At 50.8% G+C, this 17,801-nt stretch carries 18 protein-coding genes; 5 read left to right on the top strand and 13 right to left on the bottom strand.

What is annotated here, in order from left to right:
- Window positions 1-4: 4 nt before the first annotated feature.
- Window positions 5-706 (bottom strand): GntR family transcriptional regulator, encoded by a 702-nt coding sequence (locus BFC18_RS01115; RefSeq protein ID WP_070123353.1) that lies wholly within the window; start codon window positions 704-706, stop codon window positions 5-7.
- A 289-nt stretch (window positions 707-995) separates the two neighbouring features.
- On the opposite strand from BFC18_RS01115, the gene BFC18_RS01120 reads away from it, so the two are divergent.
- The 3 genes from BFC18_RS01120 (at window position 996) to BFC18_RS01130 (ending at window position 4,980) form a co-directional block, all read left to right on the top strand.
- Entirely contained in the window at window positions 996-2,054 is a 1,059-nt protein-coding gene (locus tag BFC18_RS01120) for an aromatic ring-hydroxylating dioxygenase subunit alpha (protein WP_070123354.1), read from the top strand.
- Window positions 2,055-2,993: a PDR/VanB family oxidoreductase gene (locus tag BFC18_RS01125; RefSeq protein ID WP_070123355.1), complete on the top strand. Its 939-nt coding sequence runs from the start codon at window positions 2,055-2,057 to the stop codon at window positions 2,991-2,993. It begins immediately after the preceding gene.
- Window positions 2,994-3,459: 466 nt separating this feature from the next.
- A complete protein-coding gene (locus tag BFC18_RS01130) occupies window positions 3,460-4,980 on the top strand; it encodes an acyltransferase family protein (protein WP_070123356.1) in 1,521 nt (506 codons plus the stop codon).
- On the opposite strand, the gene BFC18_RS21340 is transcribed toward BFC18_RS01130, so the two are convergent.
- The 8 genes from BFC18_RS21340 to BFC18_RS01165 form a co-directional block, all read right to left on the bottom strand.
- Complete coding sequence (locus tag BFC18_RS21340) at window positions 4,912-5,232, bottom strand: CcdB family protein (RefSeq protein WP_083272848.1); 321 nt, start codon at window positions 5,230-5,232, stop codon at window positions 4,912-4,914. The genes BFC18_RS01130 and BFC18_RS21340 overlap by 69 nt on opposite strands.
- A 14-nt stretch (window positions 5,233-5,246) precedes the next feature.
- Window positions 5,247-5,492 carry a type II toxin-antitoxin system CcdA family antitoxin gene (locus BFC18_RS01135; protein WP_070123357.1) on the bottom strand — a complete coding sequence of 82 codons (246 nt, stop codon included), beginning with the start codon at window positions 5,490-5,492 and terminating at the stop codon, window positions 5,247-5,249.
- Between the two features lie 183 nt (window positions 5,493-5,675).
- Window positions 5,676-6,608: a cation diffusion facilitator family transporter gene (locus BFC18_RS01140; RefSeq protein WP_070123358.1), complete on the bottom strand. Its 933-nt coding sequence runs from the start codon at window positions 6,606-6,608 to the stop codon at window positions 5,676-5,678.
- A 106-nt stretch (window positions 6,609-6,714) separates the two neighbouring features.
- Entirely contained in the window at window positions 6,715-8,220 is a 1,506-nt protein-coding gene (locus BFC18_RS01145; protein WP_070123359.1) for an ATP-binding cassette domain-containing protein, read from the bottom strand.
- Window positions 8,217-9,815 (bottom strand): ATP-binding cassette domain-containing protein, encoded by a 1,599-nt coding sequence (locus tag BFC18_RS01150; RefSeq protein WP_070123360.1) that lies wholly within the window; start codon window positions 9,813-9,815, stop codon window positions 8,217-8,219. The genes BFC18_RS01145 and BFC18_RS01150 overlap by 4 nt, the downstream gene beginning before the upstream one ends.
- An 8-nt stretch (window positions 9,816-9,823) precedes the next feature.
- On the bottom strand, window positions 9,824-9,937 hold the full coding sequence (gene cydX / locus BFC18_RS01155) for a cytochrome bd-I oxidase subunit CydX (protein WP_070123361.1): 114 nt from the start codon (window positions 9,935-9,937) through the stop codon (window positions 9,824-9,826).
- Window positions 9,938-9,948: 11 nt separating this feature from the next.
- Window positions 9,949-11,085 carry a cytochrome d ubiquinol oxidase subunit II gene (gene cydB, locus BFC18_RS01160; RefSeq protein WP_070123362.1) on the bottom strand — a complete coding sequence of 379 codons (1,137 nt, stop codon included), beginning with the start codon at window positions 11,083-11,085 and terminating at the stop codon, window positions 9,949-9,951.
- A complete protein-coding gene (locus BFC18_RS01165) occupies window positions 11,082-12,650 on the bottom strand; it encodes a cytochrome ubiquinol oxidase subunit I (protein ID WP_070123363.1) in 1,569 nt (522 codons plus the stop codon). Before BFC18_RS01165 ends, cydB begins: the two co-directional genes overlap by 4 nt.
- 358 nt (window positions 12,651-13,008) lie before the next feature.
- Here BFC18_RS01165 and BFC18_RS01170 point away from each other — a divergent pair, with 358 nt between their 5' ends.
- Window positions 13,009-14,316, top strand: coding sequence for a sigma-54 interaction domain-containing protein (locus BFC18_RS01170; RefSeq protein WP_245680307.1), 1,308 nt, complete (start codon window positions 13,009-13,011; stop codon window positions 14,314-14,316).
- 48 nt (window positions 14,317-14,364) lie between these two features.
- On the opposite strand, the gene BFC18_RS01175 is transcribed toward BFC18_RS01170, so the two are convergent.
- Entirely contained in the window at window positions 14,365-15,129 is a 765-nt protein-coding gene (locus BFC18_RS01175; protein WP_070123486.1) for a sulfite exporter TauE/SafE family protein, read from the bottom strand.
- 99 nt (window positions 15,130-15,228) lie between these two features.
- On the opposite strand from BFC18_RS01175, the gene BFC18_RS01180 reads away from it, so the two are divergent.
- Complete coding sequence (locus tag BFC18_RS01180) at window positions 15,229-15,468, top strand: hypothetical protein (RefSeq protein ID WP_070123364.1); 240 nt, start codon at window positions 15,229-15,231, stop codon at window positions 15,466-15,468.
- Here the strand turns inward: BFC18_RS01180 and BFC18_RS01185 are convergent.
- From BFC18_RS01185 to BFC18_RS01195, 3 genes are read right to left on the bottom strand one after another with little or no spacing between them, the layout of a single operon-like run.
- Window positions 15,434-15,649 carry a YgaP family membrane protein gene (locus BFC18_RS01185; protein ID WP_070123365.1) on the bottom strand — a complete coding sequence of 72 codons (216 nt, stop codon included), beginning with the start codon at window positions 15,647-15,649 and terminating at the stop codon, window positions 15,434-15,436. The two genes, BFC18_RS01180 and BFC18_RS01185, sit on opposite strands and share 35 nt — an antisense overlap.
- 3 nt (window positions 15,650-15,652) lie before the next feature.
- Window positions 15,653-16,987, bottom strand: coding sequence for a hypothetical protein (locus BFC18_RS01190; protein WP_070123366.1), 1,335 nt, complete (start codon window positions 16,985-16,987; stop codon window positions 15,653-15,655).
- A 1-nt stretch (window position 16,988) separates the two neighbouring features.
- Window positions 16,989-17,798, bottom strand: coding sequence for an outer membrane lipoprotein-sorting protein (locus BFC18_RS01195; protein WP_425388343.1), 810 nt, complete (start codon window positions 17,796-17,798; stop codon window positions 16,989-16,991).
- Window positions 17,799-17,801: the final 3 nt, after the last annotated feature.

Raw genomic sequence — 17,801 nt, forward strand, 5'->3', positions numbered from 1 at the left:
TTTGTTATTCTGAGCGGATTGTCCGAGAGGTTGTCCCCTTCGACAGCTGTTCATAACGATTCATTGCCGCCTGCGCATGTTCTTTCATCAGCGATTCGGCCCTCGCACCCTGCCCTGCTTCTATTGCCTGCACAATATCGTGGTGCTGCTGATGGGCGTAGTACAGTCTTTCGTATTCCCGGTCGGATTCGTCCGGATTGAACACCAGTGAGCTCACAGACGCCATAGGCATGTGTTCGTTTATCTGCAGTGCCATGGCAATAGCATTGTTCTGACTGCCTTTTACCAGCACGTCGTGAAACTTACGGTTCATTTCCACGTAGGTCTGCACTTTTTCTTCGTTGAAGGAGCGGTCACTGAACAACGCATCGCCGTCACTCAAACATTGTTTCAACTCCGCGATAACCTCTCCGGCCAGGCCTTTTTCCACTATCTGTCGTGCCGCCAACCCTTCGAGCACACCGCGAACCTCAACAGAACCCGCAATTTCATCATTGGTGATTTCTCTTACCTGGTAGCCCCTGCGTGGTAACTGAGTAAGCAAGCCCTCCTGCTCCAGGGCGCGAAACGCAATGCGAACCGGCGTGCGGGACACTCCAAGCATCTCTGCGGTCGGTATTTCCACCAGCCGGTCTCCCTGTTTTAACGCACCGGATAGAATTTTATCCCGCAAAATACTGAGCACAGCATGTTTGTCTTTTTTCATTATCGCTTTACTCTCATTTTCGCTTGCTGCCCACGATGACAAAGGTAGCCAGGACGAATTAACATTCCGGCTATTTTGCGATGTTACGCCGGTAAGAACAAGTCAGCCCGCCCTGTTAGTTGGATCCAGAAAATTTTCTCTCTCCTTTTTCAGCCGGTTTTAATGGGGTTAGAGAGGATCTTAATATTGAAATTGGATCCAATTGATCAAAAAAACGATAGAAACATCTTATTTACATTGTTAACATTGGATCCAATTAAACAGTTACGTTATTACAAGGGATCCGATAATGAGCACCTTTATCCGCAATGCATGGTACGTGGCAGCCTCCAGTGACGAGATTGGTTCAGAGAAGCCGTTAGGTCGTACTATCTGTAATATCCAAATCGCTTTTTTTCGTGATAGTAAGGATCAGGTTCAGGCCGTCGAAGATTTCTGTCCCCACCGCGGCGCCCCCCTCTCTCTGGGCTACGTAGAAGGCGACAATCTGGTGTGTGGCTATCACGGCCTGCAGATGGGTGCTGATGGTTCAACCCAAAGCATGCCTAGCCAGCGGGTTGAGAAGTTTCCCTGTATCAAACAAATTCCTGTGGTCGAACGTTACGGCTTCATCTGGATTTGGCCGGGCGACAAACAGGCTGCTGATGATTCGCTTATCCCGGTTCTCGAGTGGGCATTGGATCCAAAGTGGGCATATGGCGGCGGTCTGTATCATATCAAATGTGATTATCGTTTGATGATCGACAACCTGATGGATCTGACCCATGAGACTTACGTGCACGCCAGCTCCATTGGTCAGAAAGAGATTGATGAAACCCCGGTAAAAACCACAATGGAAGGTACGCAGGTTGTCACCAGCCGTTATATGGAAGGTATCCTGCCACCGCCTTTCTGGCAAAACGCGCTGCAGGCCAACGGACTGCCAACCGACCAGCCTGTAGATCGCTGGCAGATTTGCCGCTTTGACGCGCCCAGCCACGTTATGATTGAAGTAGGTGTAGCGATGGCGGGCAAAGGCGGCTACGAGGCCCCTGCTGAACAGAAAGCCAACAGCACGGTAGTGGATTTCATTACCCCTGAAACCGATGGCAGCATCTGGTATTTCTGGGGCATGGCCCGCAATTTCAAAGCTGACGATGAAGCACTGACAGCGTCTATCCGCGAAGGGCAGGGACAGATTTTCTCAGAAGATCTGGAAATCCTTGAGCGCCAGCAGCAAAATTTGGATCGTTTCCCGGACCGTCACCTGCTGAAACTGGATATTGATGCCGGTGGTGTGCAGGCACGACGTATTATCGAGCGAACCATTAAACGTGAACAGCCATCGGCCACCAGCGGAGCGGCATAAATGATTCAGGTTATTATTACCCACAAAGCGGCGATGACGCCGCGGGTTTGTCTGCTGATGCTAAGCGCAGCAGACGGCTCTGCACTGCCAGCCTGGACACCCGGCGCGCATATCGACCTGTTTCTGGCGAACGATATGATTCGGCAATATTCTCTGTGCGGTAAGCTCGGAGAAGATACCTATCAGGTTGCCGTTCAGCTTGAAGCAGACGGCAAAGGGGGTTCTAAGTTCATTCATGAGGTTCTGCAGGAAGGTGCCGAACTGACCATCAGCGAACCCCGTAATCATTTCCCGCTCGCTGAAGGAAACAGCCCCAGCGTGTTTTTTGCCGCCGGGATTGGCATCACGCCGTTTCTGCCTATGATTGAACAGTGTCAGGCTCAGGATCGGGATTTTATTCTGCATTATGCGGTAGCACGTGCTGAAGACAGTCTGCTTTCTGATGAATATGCGGCGCTTAAGAACGTTATTTTGCATGATAAGGCTATCAAACAGGAGCGATTGAACATTGCTCAGGCACTGGCAGCGGTGCCACCAGAGGCCCATGTTTATATTTGTGGGCCCGGCAGTTTCATTAACGATGTAGTGGCGCTGGCAGCAGATGCAGGAATAGCCGGAAACCGGCTGCACCGCGAGTTTTTCTCCGCAGAGCCTATCGATCACAGTAATGATGGCAGCTTCGAGGTGGAAATCGCCAGTACCGGACAGGTAATCCAGATTGGCGAAAACGACACCATCCTCAACGCGCTGGAAGATGAAGGACTATTTATTCCGGTTTCCTGTGAAGAAGGGGTGTGCGGAACCTGTGTCACCCGTTTACTGGGCGGTGAAGCAGACCATAAAGACGTATTCCTGACTGACGAGGAAAAAGCGCAGATGGACCAGATTGCCGTGTGCTGCTCTCGGGCAAAGTCGCCAAGGCTGATCCTGGGCTTGTAACCTGTTTATCAATTTCTTATGTGTAGAGGGCCGTCAGGCCCTTTTCTTTTGCTTTCCCGCAAAATGGTGTTGGTGTTTGTCGCCAACGGACAGCAAGTACGTATGGTCAAAAATCGTGGTCGCAAACGTTGACCAGCATTTCCACCGGCCAAACGCCGACAGGGCCCGGTGAATACTTCCTGCTCCGACACTGCGCCCCAACCCGCTTCCCGATACACGCCCGCCTCATCCGGCATGATTTCTGCTGAGTCACATCAGAGGTACGCGAGAACTGAACTCAGCGACATAACAGTAAGCATCGCTTCAGCTTGATGAAAAGCGGTCGGGACCTGCTGTCATGTGTTCCGCCGAAGATGCGACGACACCGATACAAAAGCTTGCCTGGCAGGAACAGTCTCGTCCCGTTTCAGAGCCGTTTGCATTAGCAATCTAAATTTCATATCCCATTAAAAGATAAGGATATCTGATGAAATCAGCTTATATTCCAGCCATTGACGGACTACGCGCGCTTGCCGTGATCGCCGTGATGATTTTTCACTTGCAAGGTAGCTTTTTACCCGGCGGATTTACCGGCGTTGACATATTTTTTGTAATCTCCGGCTATGTGGTTGCTCGCTCACTCGCGGCCAGGGAACCCGGTAACTTTTCCTCATACATTGTCGCTTTTTACCGACGCCGCATTCTTCGGATATTTCCTGCCCTGATCACCTGCCTGGTGCTCACCAGTTGTATTGTAATTTTCTTCATTCCTCAGGCGTGGTTGAGTCAGTCCATTTCCAACACCGCCCTGGCTGCCTTCTTCGGCGTCAGCAACATTGCCCTAGCGATGAACACTGATACTTATTTTTCACCTTCAGTAGAATTTAACCCTTTTGTGCACACTTGGTCGCTGGGTGTAGAAGAGCAGTTTTACATTCTTTTTCCTGTACTCTTTTATTTTTGGCTGCAAGGCAAATTCCGCCCTGCCGTTGTGACAGTTGGCCTGATATCACTCGCCATCTCTGCCTGGCATTCGGGTAGCAATACAAATCTGGCTTACTACCTTCTCACCAGCCGATTTTGGGAGCTAGCCGCTGGCGCCATGCTGTATCAATATCATCACGGCAAGGATATGGCAGGAAGTAGGGGCAAAGCGAACGCATTTGCTGTTTCTGGCCTTATACTCATTGCTGCCGGACTGATGTTCGCAGACAAGGCATCCTTTCCGTTACCGTGGGGGCTGTTACCTGTTTTGGGAACCGTTGCGCTTATCCACGGCATTATGGTGTCCGGCGAGGCCGCAATCATCAAGCCGTTCTCGTTACGGACAATGACCTATATTGGCAAGCTGTCCTATTCGCTGTATCTCTGGCACTGGCCGGTATACACCTTCTTCCGATGGTCCACCGGGTTGCAAACGGCTTATGAAATGGCGAGTGCTGTGGCGATTACTATCGTACTGGGCGTATTGTCCTATCACTTTATTGAACGGGGCATTCCGAAACTGCCGTTCATTCGTAACCTGTCACCTAAAGGGACTGTCGGCTGGGGTAGCGGTGCTATTACGCTCACATTCGTGTGCACTTTTCTTGGCTTCACAGGCCAGAAGTTTCTGAATTTCAGCAATACCAATGACCGTTACGTTTGGTACCCCTACTATTCCCACCAAGCAGAAGTAGAGCAAGGTGACGCCCTTAAAGGACGTACGCTTTATGTCATTGGCGATTCCCACGCCGGCGCATACTCCACCATGCTGCGGATGCTGGCCGATGAGACAGGCATCAAGACAAAAATATACAGCAGTGGCGGCTGTGGCGTTTCCAATCTTCGCGAACCCGTACTGGTTGCCGAAAATGCCTGTCAGGAAAAGCTGGCGGGTTGTGTATCCGTCATTCAGAGATTCGGTGATGAATATGATGTCGACTGCGGCGCTGTAACATCATTTTCTTGGGTAGAACTGGATACCGGTGACTGCGAAATCTATTGCATCCACCAGCAGATGCCGTGAATGGCTTAGTGAACCATGTGGTGCTTGCAGCAATTCAGCAGGAACTGCTGCAAGTTGCGGCATCATAAAGATAAAACTGGCTTCGTCTATGGTTATTTCCGGAGTCAGTTTTGCCATCGACATCCCAGGCTTTCTGCTGGCACTCACCAACGGTACAACAAGCCGGGTAGCAAGATGTGAGAGCGCATCATGCTGAATATCGACAAGGTAGGGGTATATCTTCCTGGTGTTTCGGTTGTTGTTCACATACACATCGAACTAGGCCATTAAAACGCCCTGAACTCGTCACTAAAATTTCCATGCTCCTCGACAAATTCGTTGTACTTCTGCATGGCAATTTTATTCTCAGCTTGCCACTGTTCAGACGCCTTTTGCGCCAACTGTTCTTTTAGCGCCTCTTCCAGCGTTGCCGACAGATTAATGTTCATTCCACGAGCCTTTTCCAATAAGTCACTATTAACACTCAGGCTAGTTGCTTTCTTTGGTGCATTTTGATCATACAGGGCATTCATTTCATGTCTCCGGATCTGAGGTCCAGAAACAAAATATACGCATAACTATGCGCATTGAAAAGCCAGACACGGCCATCCCAGTGAAGAGCACGGCCATTCGAAACCGTCTGCCGCAGGGATGCGGCAGCCGAGCCTACATGGATGTATTCACGGCGTGTTTCAAATGGCCGTGCTCTTCACGATCTAGTGGTCGTGGTCGTGGTCGTCATGATCGCGACAGACTTCGCCGGGCATTTCAAACTCTATGGTGGTGTGGGCTAATGCAAAATCGGCCAACTTGTCATCAATTTGCGCTTTCAGTCGGCGATTGGTGGCGGCGTCGATATCGCATTGTAATTCGACATGGGCGGTGAGAACGTGCTGTTCGCCGTCCAGCGACCAGAAATGCACGTGATGCAGGGCTTTCACGTGCTCGACAGACATCAGCGCATCGTGAATTTCCCGCTTTTTCTCTACATCAGGGTTGCCCTGTAGAAATAACTTAGTTGTGTCGATAACGTATCGAACCACGTTGAACAGAATAAACAGCGTGAACAGTACGGAAAGCAGTGGATCAAGGATTGGCCAGTGCACAAAGTGCAACACAATGCCCACAATCAATACAGCGACCCAGCCGAGCACATCTTCCAGTAAGTGCCAATTAAGCACTTTTTCATTCATAGAACTGCCGCCTGAGAGCTTGTAAGCGGCATAACCGTTTACCGCAATTCCCAAAATAGCCAGACCAATCATGCCTTCCGTTACCGGCATTTCCGGGTCCCACAACCGTGGAATCGCTTCAGAAAGCACCCAAACCGAACCCACCACCAGAATGAGACCGTTTATCATGGCACCAAGTAAACTTAAACGTTTGTAGCCATAGGTGTACTGGTCATCAGCTTGCTTATGACCCACTTTACTAAGGTACCACGCCAGTCCGATAGAGAGGGAATCACCTAAGTCATGCACGGCATCAGCCATTATGGCTACGGAGTTGGTAAGCCAGCCACCGATAAACTCAATAATGGTAAAGATAAAGTTGAGCCAGAACGCCCAGCCGATACGTTGCGAATCACTCACATCGTGATGATGGCGGTGGCCATGAGAATGACCGTGATGATGACCATGAGAGTGCAAGGTGAGTCTCCGCCTGCCTGAGGTCCGACATGATGGGCGCTTCAGAAAGCGCTATCAGCATGCCAGCATTGAATTATTGTATAACCTGAGTGTGCAGTCTTAGCTGTCACATTTCAATAATTTGTGCAGCTCTGTCAGTCAGTTCCGCTGGCAGAACGTGCGTGGCGACAATCACCAGATTGCCCCCAGCGGCTTGCAACAAACCCGCTTCAACCAGTTGCTGATTACGTTCGTCCAGCCCTTCAAATGGCTCGTCCACCAGCCACACATCAGGTTCGGCTAGCTGCGCCCGTGCCAAAGACAATCGGCGAGATTCACCGCCAGAGAGACGACGTCCGCCCTGCCCCAGCCATTCATCAGGATTCGTTAAACTTTCCAAGCCAAACTGCGCCAACGCTTGTGTCATGACTTCTGGTGTCATCGGTTTTTCAGCCGGATTGAGGTTCATTTTTAAAGTCGCTTCAAGAATACGGGGAGACTGCTCTACATACACCCAGCCTTCACGACGACCGGCGGCCACGGTGTTGCCGTCAAACAGCAATTCGCCCTGTGCCGGAACCAGCCCTGCCAGCGCTTTCATCAGAGATGATTTACCGCAGCCTGAGGCGCCGAGTAATACCACCAGCCCAGAAACCGGTAGCTTCACAGACACTCCGTGAGGCATGGTCTGCGCCTGAAAATCCTGTAGCTCAATCGCCCGTTCCGGTGATCCTTTCACCATGGGCGGCAGTGGCGCGGCATCATCACGCTTAAGTGCCTGTGCTGCCTGCCGGTATTTACCCAGATGTGCCACCGTACCTACAGGACGTCCCAGCCAGTCGGTAATACTCAGGAGCAACATAGGCACGATGATCGCCGTGGCGTCGCCGAAGCCGTCCTGCTGATTGCTCCAGAACAGCGCACCTATGGCTGCGATAGCGGCACCGTGAATAAGCCACAATCCCCATTGACCGGCGGATTCCACCGCCTGCTGCTTCTGCCATACCGAGGAAAGCTGCGGTGCATTGCGAAACTGCTGGTTGTTTTCATTCAGTTGCAGGTGCCACAAGCTGCTGGCAGCAAAGAAATGTTCAGACTGATAACGAAATGCCTGCTCGTCTTTCGCCTGACTGGCGGCCTTATTCAGCCCGAAGTACACAAGCCAGAGGCTGATCACCAGCCACAGTCCGGCCATGATCCACATTAAAGCCGCACCGGGCAATGTCAGATACGTCACTACAGAAACCGACAGCAGTACCAGCACCGCAGCGCTGGCCTGATGGGCAACCCAACCTACCCACACCGATGACAACATTTCAGTCTGTGCAGCGAGCTTTTCCACATCACCGGCCTTTTCCACCAGGATATGGTCTTTTAGGCGATTGAACAGCTCGCTACGCAACCAGGTCGTGCGGCCCAATAAGTCATGGTGGGCCAGCCACATATGGCCATAACCGGCGCCAATACGGGTAAGTGCGAGGGCACGGATAATCACAGCTGGCAGCATGTAATTAAAGTTAACCGGCAAAAGCGCGCAGGCAGCGAGAAACCAGGAAGAAAATATAAGAATGAGCAGTCCTGACGTAGTGTGCAGGATGGCTAAAAGTAAACTGATGAACGGTATGTTTCTCATTGTGACACCACCCCGTTGGCAACCTGCCAACGGCGATTGAACCACGCATCGGGCAAAGGTTTATGTGACGCCCAGATCACGGTGGCATCGCCGCAAGTACGATGAATGAGAGCGCTGATCGCGTCATGCTGTGCCTGCGGCAAGTGGGCGGTGGGCTCATCCAGAAACCACACTGGGGCTTTACGTAACAGCAAGCGGGCGATGGCCAGCCGCTGTGCCTGACCGCCCGACAAGGGCGGATGCTCACCCATTGGCGTATCCAGTCCCTGCGGCAATGATGCTACCCAGCCATTCAGCTCGACTTCGGCCAGCACCTGACCAAGCACATCGTCGGTAAAATCACCACCGAGTGTAAGATTCTCTCTCACAGAAAACGGCAAGATAACCGGGGTCTGAGTGAGTAGTGCATAGTGGGTAACCGGGGCTTCAAGGCCCGGACGCTGGCCGCTTAACAGCTCCATCAACACGGTCTTACCGGCACCGGATTCGCCACCAAGTCTTACCCAGTCTCCGCTTTCAAGGTTCAGCTGTTCGGTGCGCAAATCCGGCGCCGTTGTAAGCTCGCCGGACAGTGAAAGCGACGAGAATACAGCATGGTTAACTACCGAATCATCGTTTTTCAACATATCGCCCATGGCTTCCCGGGCAGATTCCGCCTGGGCTTTCTGGTGATAAAACTGTCCCAGCTTCTTCATTTCAGACAGCAGTAACGGCGCAGTAAGCAGAAGCCACAACCCCTGCTGCAAATTAATGGATTCGCCCAAATCAAATTCACCCAACAGCGTGAAACCGATATAAACGGCAATCAACGCTACTGCCAGTGTAGAGAAGAAATCCAGTACAGTGGTAGAGAGAAAAGCGATAGACACCACTTTCATGGTGCGTTCCCGCAGGCTGTTCCCGGCGGTGTCCAGCAATTCCCGCTGTGCATCATGGGCGCGGAACGAGGCCAATAATGGCAGTGCTGATACCCTGTCGACGAAAAGACGGCCCAGCCTTTCCAGCGCGATGAAATGTTTGCGATGCTGGGCTGCTGCGCCTTTACCCACCAGCACCATAAATAACGGTACGATGGGTAGGGTGATCAGCAGGCTCGCCCCTACCACCAGATTCACCGTAAAAATCGCCACCAGTGCAATGATCGGTACCACCACGGCCACCATCTGTTGCACCCGGTAATCAAAATGCCAGTTCACCACAGCGGGCAAATGCATTTGCCACAAGGTTTGCCAGTGGAAAGCCGAATGCTGGCGCACCAAGGCGTGCTGCTGACGGGAAAAAGTGAGTAACAACCGCGATTGCAACTGCGCCAGCAGACCAAGGCGGTAGCGGTGGTTGAGAAACAAAGATAGCCCCTGACTCACCCATACTAACAGCAGACTAACGAGGGTAAGCACAAGCATCGAGGTTGAAGCAGAACTTTCTTCCATAATCCACTGGGTAATCATGGCAGAGAAGCCCCAGTAAGCAGCAATGAGCGCGATATCGCGGAAAACCTGTAGAAGTATTAACGCCACCAGAGCGCCGCGGGAAGCGGCATCTCCGGTGGCGACAGATTGCTGAAACCAGCCAGATAGTGAGGGGGAACGACTCAAATTATCCCTTATTCTTCAGTATCGGGGCGGTCCAGGTTCTCGGTCGCTTCCAGCCACATCGCATTAATAATGCCGAATGAGCAAGCCAGCAGTACACCAAGGATCCAAGTGAAATACCACATAGTATCTTCTCCTAGTAAATTGCGTGAGATTTGTCTAAATCAGCGTTTTTAATGCGACCGCGCATCACGTAAAAGCCGTAAGCGGTGTAAGACAAAACAATTGGTACAAACACACAGGCTACAAAAAACATGATACGTAAGGTCGTTTCGCTGGATGTCGCATCCCACATTGTCAGACTCACGTCTGGCATGGTGCTGCTTGGCATCAGGAACGGGAACATGGAGAAACCCGCAGTTAAGATGACGCCCGCAATCATGACAGAACTAGAGACAAATGCCCATCCGCCGCGCGCTGCTTTTGAAAAGAATGCACAGGCTAATCCGCCCAGAATACCCAGCGCAGGTGCAACCACCATCCAGGGATACAGGCCATAATTGTTCATCCAAGCACCGGTTTCAGTGGCGACCGTTTTATGCATAGGATTAGTGACTGCACCCGTATCGATAGTGGACGTTACTACGTAGCCATCGACGCCGAACGCAATCCATACGCCAGCCAGAATAAACAGTGTCACAGTAACCAGCGACAACACCATTGATGCAGAGCGAGCACGAGACTCAACAAAACCGTCGGTTTTCATTTGCAGCCAGGTTGACCCATGGTTCAGCAGCAGCGCCACAGATACCAGACCACACAAGATAGCGAATGGGTTCAGCAGGCCAAAGAAAGAACCACTGTAAGTAGATTTCAGGGTGTTATCCAATTCAAAAGGTACGCCCTGCAGCAGGTTACCGAAAGCTACACCGAAAATAAGGATAGGCACGAAACCACCAAAGAACAGCGCAATATCCCAGTTCTTGCGCCATTTCTGGCTGGGTAGCTTACTGCGATAATCAAAGCCCAGCGGACGCATCCACAGTGCAGCTAGGGTCAAAAACAATGCAATGTAAAACCCGGAGAACGCGGTGGCATAAATCATTGGCCAGGCAGCGAAAATAGCGCCACCTGCGGTAATAAACCAGACTTGGTTACCGTCCCAGTGAGGGCCAACCGTGTTAATCATTACCCGACGCTCTTCGTCGGTTCGGCCAATAATGGTAAGCAGTGCGCCTACCCCTAAGTCAAAGCCGTCGGTGATGGCGAAACCAATCAGCAGCACGCCAACCAGCACCCACCAAACTACCCGTAGAACTTCATAATCAATCATGCGTGTACTCCTTCATTCAAGCCAATAACGCTTTCTTCTTTCTCATCCGCTGGCGGAGTGGGTCCTTTTTTGGCGAACTTCTTCATCAGGTAGAAGCTAATGATGAACATCACGGTGTAGAACAGGGTGTAGCCAACCATAGTGAACACCACATCACTTACACTTAAATTCGACACTGACACATGAACCGGTAGTACTTCGGCGATAGACCATGGCTGACGACCAAACTCAGCCACAAACCAGCCTGCTTCACAGGCAATCCATGGCAACGGCAGACCATACAACGCAGATTTCAGCAACCAACGTGGTTGGGTGATACGGTGCTTAGTGCTGTACCAGAATGCAGTGGCAAACAGTACCAGCATCAGGAAGCCTGCAACCACCATCAGACGGAAAGAGTAGAACAGCGGTGCCACTGGCGGAATGCTGTAATCAACAGCTTTTTTCAGCGCTTCAGGTGTAGGCTGGGTGATATCGTCGGTGTAAGGTTGCAGCAACATGGCGTAACCCAGGTTCTCTCGGTTTGCTTCAAACAACGCTTTTTCTGCTGGCGTTGCAGAACCGTCACGCACCGCATCCATGTATTTGTAAGCCTGAACACCAGACAAAATACGCACACGGTGATTCTCTTTCAGATCTTTGATGCCAATCACTTCTTCGTCGAAGCTGCGGGTAGCAATAATGCCCATGGCATAAGGGATCTGAATGGCGTAGTCCATACGCTCTTCTTCATCATTCGGAATACCGAAGATGGTGAATGGCGCCGGAGCAGGATGGGTTTCGTATTCAGCTTCAACAGTAGCCAGTTTTACTTTCTGCACGTCACCAATTTCATAACCACTTTCGTCACCGAGGATGATTACAGACAATACCGATGCCAGACCGAAGCTTGCTGCAATTGCAAACGAACGACGAGCGAAAGCAACGTGTTTGTGCTTCAGCAGGTAATAGCTAGAAATCGCCAGAATAAACATGGCGCCGGTGGTATAGCCCGCAGAAACGGTGTGAACGAATTTAACCTGAGCAACCGGGTTGAAAATTACATCAGCGAAGCTGGCCATTTCCATACGCATGGATTCGACATTAAACTCGGCGCCCACAGGATTTTGCATCCAGCCGTTGGCGATAAGGATCCACAGTGCAGAGAAGTTTGAGCCAATAGCAACCAACCAGGTCGCCATGAGGTGCTTCACTTTTGACATGCGGTCCCAGCCGAAGAAAAACAGGCCCACGAACGTTGATTCGAGGAAGAACGCCATTAATCCTTCAATTGCCAGCGGTGCGCCAAAAATGTCACCTACGTAATGAGAATAATAAGACCAGTTCATACCGAACTGGAACTCCATGGTAAGACCCGTGGCCACACCAATTGCGAAATTTATCCCGAACAACTTACCCCAGAACTTGGTCATCTCTTTATAGATTTCCTTGCCGGTCATCACGTACACCGATTCCATAATGGCAAGCAGGAACGTGAGTCCGAGGGTGAGAGGAACGAAGATAAAATGGAACATAGCAGTTAATGCAAACTGCCAGCGCGATAACTCAATTAATGTATCGCTCATTAGGAACATCTCCCGGTTAATTAGTAATTTGGCTCTATCTTTGGCGACACATCGGCTGCCATTTATTCACTTCCTGAGCACGTGTCGTGCCAATGGTTGAATGCATGGCGTATTCCTCTCATCTGGTGCTTGCAAATAGCTAATAACCGATAGATATACGCATACAGCAGAGACAACAGGCTAGTCGATAAGACTCAAGACACGTCGCTGGATTCATGGCGCTACATTACACCTTTAGATTTTGACGCAACTTGATCCATCGCAAGATTTATCTTCATAGAATTGGCAAACTTTCATTGCGAACATTGATAATTTTTGACAAATTTGACACCACCGCGCCAATAACGTCAGACAAGGTATGAATATCAGCATCATTCAGTCGATGATTAACGCCATCGACAAGCCGGCCATTTTTATTACGCCGGACTATGTTATCCACGCCGTTAATCAGCCTTATCGCGACACTTATCAGGATGACGTTATTACGGGTCAGAGTCGTTGCCACCAGATATCTCATCGCAACACGGTGCCATGCGATCAAGCAGGAGAATCCTGCCCGCTGGCAGAGTGCCAGCAGTCCGGACGCGCCACCACAGTGGTGCATAATCATAAAACCCAGCATGGCGATTCATACTGCGACATTCTGATGAAACCGGTGCACGATGAAGACGGTATGGTTCTCGGGTATTTGGAAATCCTGGAGCGAATTCAATACGCCTCGAGTCAGGCAGGGAAAGGCAAGCTCATTGGTAACGCCCCATCTTTCCGCCAGATGTTGCAGCAAATTAGCCGCGCGGCGCCGGCAGATATTGCGGTATTACTCCAGGGGGAAACCGGTTCGGGCAAGGAACTGGTTGCTCAGGCTATTCACGACAGCAGTAAGCGTAGTAAAGAAGCCTTTGTAGTAATTGAGTGTACAGGTCTAACCGAAACCTTATTTGAGTCAGAGCTATTTGGATACGAGAAGGGCGCATTCACCGGCGCCAGCACGTCGAAAAAGGGGCTGATAGACGCAGCTGACGGTGGCACTGTGTTCTTTGATGAAATTGGCGATGTACCTTTGAGTATGCAGGTAAAATTACTACGTTTGCTGGAAACCGGCAGCTATCGCCCGGTGGGCAGCTTAAAGCAAAGAAAATCCAATTTCCGCCTGGTGTGTGCCACCCACAAGAATCTAAAAGAGATGGTGGAGAAAGGTCTGTTCAGGCAGGATCTCTATTATCGTATCGCAGGCTTTCCCATATTGCTGCCATCGCTGCGACAGCGCAGGGAAGATATCGCGGAGCTTTGCCATCACTTTCTTATTCAAACAGGGCATGCAGATAAAAATTTCACCCGAGAAACATTGCTGCTCCTGAGTCGCTACAGCTTCCCCGGCAATATTCGTGAACTACGTAACATTGTGGAGCAATCAGCGCTGCTTTCTGTTGACGAGCTGATTACCCCTGCCGACTTACCGATGCACCTGAGCGTACAGAATACTGCTGGCGAGCCTGAATTTACCCCTCACCTTAAAACGTTGGATGAGGCAGAAGCCAGTTATCTTTCTGATATAGCAGCTACTTACGATGGCACACCGGAATCACTCGCAGAAGTGCTGGGCGTGAGCACCCGTACGCTGTATCGTAAGTTACAGCGATATGGGCTGACGTTACGCAAGCGGTGACGTAAGCTTTTATGTAAGCTTTGATGTAAGCGCCTCAAAGCTTGGCCATCATAGCCCTTCTATTCCCTGCCAGATAAGACGCATGGCTAACAGTGTTACCACTACACGGAATATTAGACGAAACTTTTCAGCCGGGACTTTTTTCAGAAATTTAAGCCCAAGCCAGGTTCCGGCATAGCCACTGGCACTCATTGCCAATACTAATGGTAACCACTGAAAGAAAGCGAACCCTGCAAGACTGAATACAAACGCTTTAAGCAGATGCTGAAAAGTCATACAGGTAGCAAATGTCGATACCAGCTTCATCTTGTCGCTGGTAGAACGATGCACGAAACCCGCCACCAGCGGCCCGGTGGCGCCCACGAACATGGTTGCCACCGTGGTAAAAATACCCGCAACAAAGCGGCCTTTGTCACCCAACTCCCGGTTTTTCTGTTTAGGCCCCCACACCAGAAACAAAATAAAGCCAGCAATGGCAAACTGAATAGCCACTAACGGTAATTGCACCACAATAAAAGATGCCATGACAGCACCAATCAACGCGCCAGCCACAAACCACTTCACCATGTTCCAGTCGGTATGCTGCCGAGTCATAAACGCCCGGCTACCATTTGTACCCAGTTGCACCAAACCATGAACAGGAATGAGCGCCGCCAGCGGCATCACCGTCGCCATGGTTGCCAGCAATAAAACGCCACCGCCAATACCAATGGTGGCAGTAATGATGGTGGTAATGAATGTAAGCGCGATGAGGCCTGCGGCAACCAGTGAAGAAAGCTCACCGGCACCGGTAAACAGCTCGAAAAATGCAATGCCTTCCAAGAAAACTCCGAAAAAAGAAAAATAAATAACCCGTTTGAAGAAGCTGCCCCGTTACTTTGTTAAGACGAGCCAGTCAAAAGGAGACAAGCCATGCAGCTCACCTACTCTCAAACATACAATTTACCACAGTCTTTGCTGCGTACTGCTACGCTGTGTATCTGCGGATTAACGATGACCTTTGGTTTGTTTGTGCTTATGGCCAAACTTATCGAACAAGAAGATGTGCGAATTGTTGAAACCGAAAACTTCTCCATCGGCCCGGTTATTTACATCGAAGAACCCGGAAGATCAGAAATTACTTCTGATGCGCCAGTTCCCGTTCAGTTTTAAAACCGAAGACTTTACGTAGAACGATGGTCGCCGGACAAAAGCCGGTAAAGCTCTGCTGGAACAGATTGGCGCCAATGAAAACCGTAAACCAGAGAAAATACTCACTAACAAACCAGGTGAGCACCACACTAAGTAACACCATAAAACCGGCAAATGCCGTTAACCCGCGTTCGGCTGACATAAGTTATCCCTCAAAAAAGTAACGAAAAGACGCGTACACATTGGACGCATCTTCAAACTGACCATAAAACGTATGTGCTTCATCGCCATAAAACAGATTCATGCCGCCGGAGACCTGCCATTTGTCTGTGGGCGAGTAAGTTGCCCGGAAACGCAGGAAACCATCGTCATCGGTGGGCGACCAGAAATTGAACGCATGCAGCACCAGGGTTTGTTGCAACGCCTGATAGCGCAGTTGTGTAGTGAAAACATGGCGACGCTCCGTCGCCTCGAATTGGGGCCACGAGCTGTTGGCTATCCGCACATCGAAATCATGATTAAACTCGGTGTACCACTGCACGCCAGCGGTCAGATTCGCAACCAGTTCCTGCTCGTAGCCAATGAGGAAGCGGGTCTGATCGTTGGGAATTAATGGATTGGAACCGTCGGTATCATCACCGTCATGGAAAGCATATTCCAGCTTGCCGATACCCGGCCCGACTGGCCTTATGGCACTGAATCCGGTGACGGTAAGGTCGCTGTACAAGGGCCTACCAAGTTCATCAGCCGCTTCAGGCAGCTTGGTGAACCCCTTGTAACCGTAAATCGCCAGTTCTGTTCCCGCCACACTGCGATATAAACGCATCGCGTATTCCGGGTCGTCGGGCTTGTTTTCATCCGGGATCTCCATACGGGCACCGGTGTTTTCCGCGAGCATGGGATTAAAATACGAGAAATACTCACCGTTGATGCCGTTGTCCGGCTCGAATTCCGGCATCACCACAAAATCCACGTTCACGAGGTCGAAGTAGCCGCTGAGCTTTACTGCCAGTGACGGATATTTCAGGTAATCGTCATCCCGCCCGGCGAAGAAGGACTGATAATCCTTAGGGAATAAGTCGTTGAGGAAAAGATAATCGCCGACACCCCAGGTGAGAATTTGTTGTCCGGCTTTAAGGTCGAACTTCTCTCCAGCGTTACCGAGAAAACCGAGATTGCCCTGCCAGTAAAGCTCACGGATTTGTGACTCCCAGCTATCGGTGACACCATCGTACCAGACGTCACCACGAAAGCCGATTTTCGAGCTATCAAAGGCGTAATCCGCCTGAAACTGACCACGAATATCAGTCAGTGTAGTATCACCACGAATAGCGCTGTCGCTCTGCAAACGGGTACCGGCGGCGATATCAATAAATCCGGCCCAGCTGAACGGAGACGCGACGTCTTCATCGTCCCAATCGCCCATTTCATCAAAAGCGCCCCAATCGTCTACAGTTGGTGGCGCTTCCTGCGCGAACACGCCAACACTCACCGCAAGTACCGCCGTCAGCAGGCTTGTACGAAAGCTGTTACCGGCCATATTATTTCAACCACTGCATAGGCGGCGTGCGCAGACTACGTTCACTGAAGATGTCGTCTTCCAGGCCCAGGTTGTAGTCCATATTTCGGAATTCCATCAGCGTGTAACCACCAGAAGCCAAATCAGACACTTTCGAGCGGGTCACTGTGGGAAAACCCTCAATCGTTTCAACTTCCACCGCCTCTACCCGGCGATAGTTCTCACCATTCGCTTTGTAGAAGTTGATCAGCATAGGTATTTTCGTAGTTTTATCGATTTCCACCACGTAGTAGCTGAACTCAACGGAATCAGGGTTTTTCGGTTCGGCTTTCAGTACGTAACGGCTGTCGGTTTCTTCCTGTAGGGTGAAGGTATCTTCGCTGACAGCACGGCCGGAAACGTCTTCGTAGAAAAAGTGTGAACCAACAAATGAAGTGCGTTTGTCACCGGCGGAAATCCGCTTCACCAGATCCAGCGCAGGCAGATATAACCAGCGATCATCGTCCTCACTGACGGCAGCATGTTTTTCTACCCGGAACACCGTATCGCGCACATCGGCCGGACGGGTGAAGAACACCATCATTTTCTGATCGCCATTGTCGGCAACGTCTTTTCTCAGAATCGTGAATTGACGCAGCTGCTTACGGCCCTGCGCGTCCACAATCATCATTCGCGCATCTGAACGGCCATCGTCACCGGCATAATACGATGCCCGTTCTGATGCCTGAATCAGCTCGTTTACATCGAGTTCAGCAGACCATGCTGGTACAGACGCCACCAGTAAACCGGTGAATGCCAGTGCCATTGCAGATTTCATACTTCCCACAACCATCTT

The sequence above is a fragment of the Alteromonas confluentis genome (assembly GCF_001757105.1).
GTDB lineage: Bacteria > Pseudomonadota > Gammaproteobacteria > Enterobacterales > Alteromonadaceae > Alteromonas > Alteromonas confluentis.

What these genes read in the sequence shown, in the direction of transcription:
- BFC18_RS01195 (WP_425388343.1), bottom strand. Translation starts at nt 17,798, where the DNA reads ATGGTTGTGGGAAGTATGAAATCTGCAATGGCACTGGCATTCACCGGT.
- BFC18_RS01145 (WP_070123359.1), bottom strand. Translation starts at nt 8,220, where the DNA reads ATGAGAAACATACCGTTCATCAGTTTACTTTTAGCCATCCTGCACACT.
- BFC18_RS01185 (WP_070123365.1), bottom strand. Translation starts at nt 15,649, where the DNA reads ATGTCAGCCGAACGCGGGTTAACGGCATTTGCCGGTTTTATGGTGTTA.
- BFC18_RS01170 (WP_245680307.1), top strand. Translation starts at nt 13,009, where the DNA reads ATGAATATCAGCATCATTCAGTCGATGATTAACGCCATCGACAAGCCG.
- BFC18_RS01115 (WP_070123353.1), bottom strand. Translation starts at nt 706, where the DNA reads ATGAAAAAAGACAAACATGCTGTGCTCAGTATTTTGCGGGATAAAATT.
- BFC18_RS01135 (WP_070123357.1), bottom strand. Translation starts at nt 5,492, where the DNA reads ATGAATGCCCTGTATGATCAAAATGCACCAAAGAAAGCAACTAGCCTG.
- BFC18_RS01180 (WP_070123364.1), top strand. Translation starts at nt 15,229, where the DNA reads ATGCAGCTCACCTACTCTCAAACATACAATTTACCACAGTCTTTGCTG.
- BFC18_RS01190 (WP_070123366.1), bottom strand. Translation starts at nt 16,987, where the DNA reads ATGGCCGGTAACAGCTTTCGTACAAGCCTGCTGACGGCGGTACTTGCG.
- cydB (WP_070123362.1), bottom strand. Translation starts at nt 11,085, where the DNA reads ATGATTGATTATGAAGTTCTACGGGTAGTTTGGTGGGTGCTGGTTGGC.
- BFC18_RS01165 (WP_070123363.1), bottom strand. Translation starts at nt 12,650, where the DNA reads ATGAGCGATACATTAATTGAGTTATCGCGCTGGCAGTTTGCATTAACT.
- BFC18_RS01130 (WP_070123356.1), top strand. Translation starts at nt 3,460, where the DNA reads ATGAAATCAGCTTATATTCCAGCCATTGACGGACTACGCGCGCTTGCC.
- cydX (WP_070123361.1), bottom strand. Translation starts at nt 9,937, where the DNA reads ATGTGGTATTTCACTTGGATCCTTGGTGTACTGCTGGCTTGCTCATTC.
- BFC18_RS01120 (WP_070123354.1), top strand. Translation starts at nt 996, where the DNA reads ATGAGCACCTTTATCCGCAATGCATGGTACGTGGCAGCCTCCAGTGAC.
- BFC18_RS01125 (WP_070123355.1), top strand. Translation starts at nt 2,055, where the DNA reads ATGATTCAGGTTATTATTACCCACAAAGCGGCGATGACGCCGCGGGTT.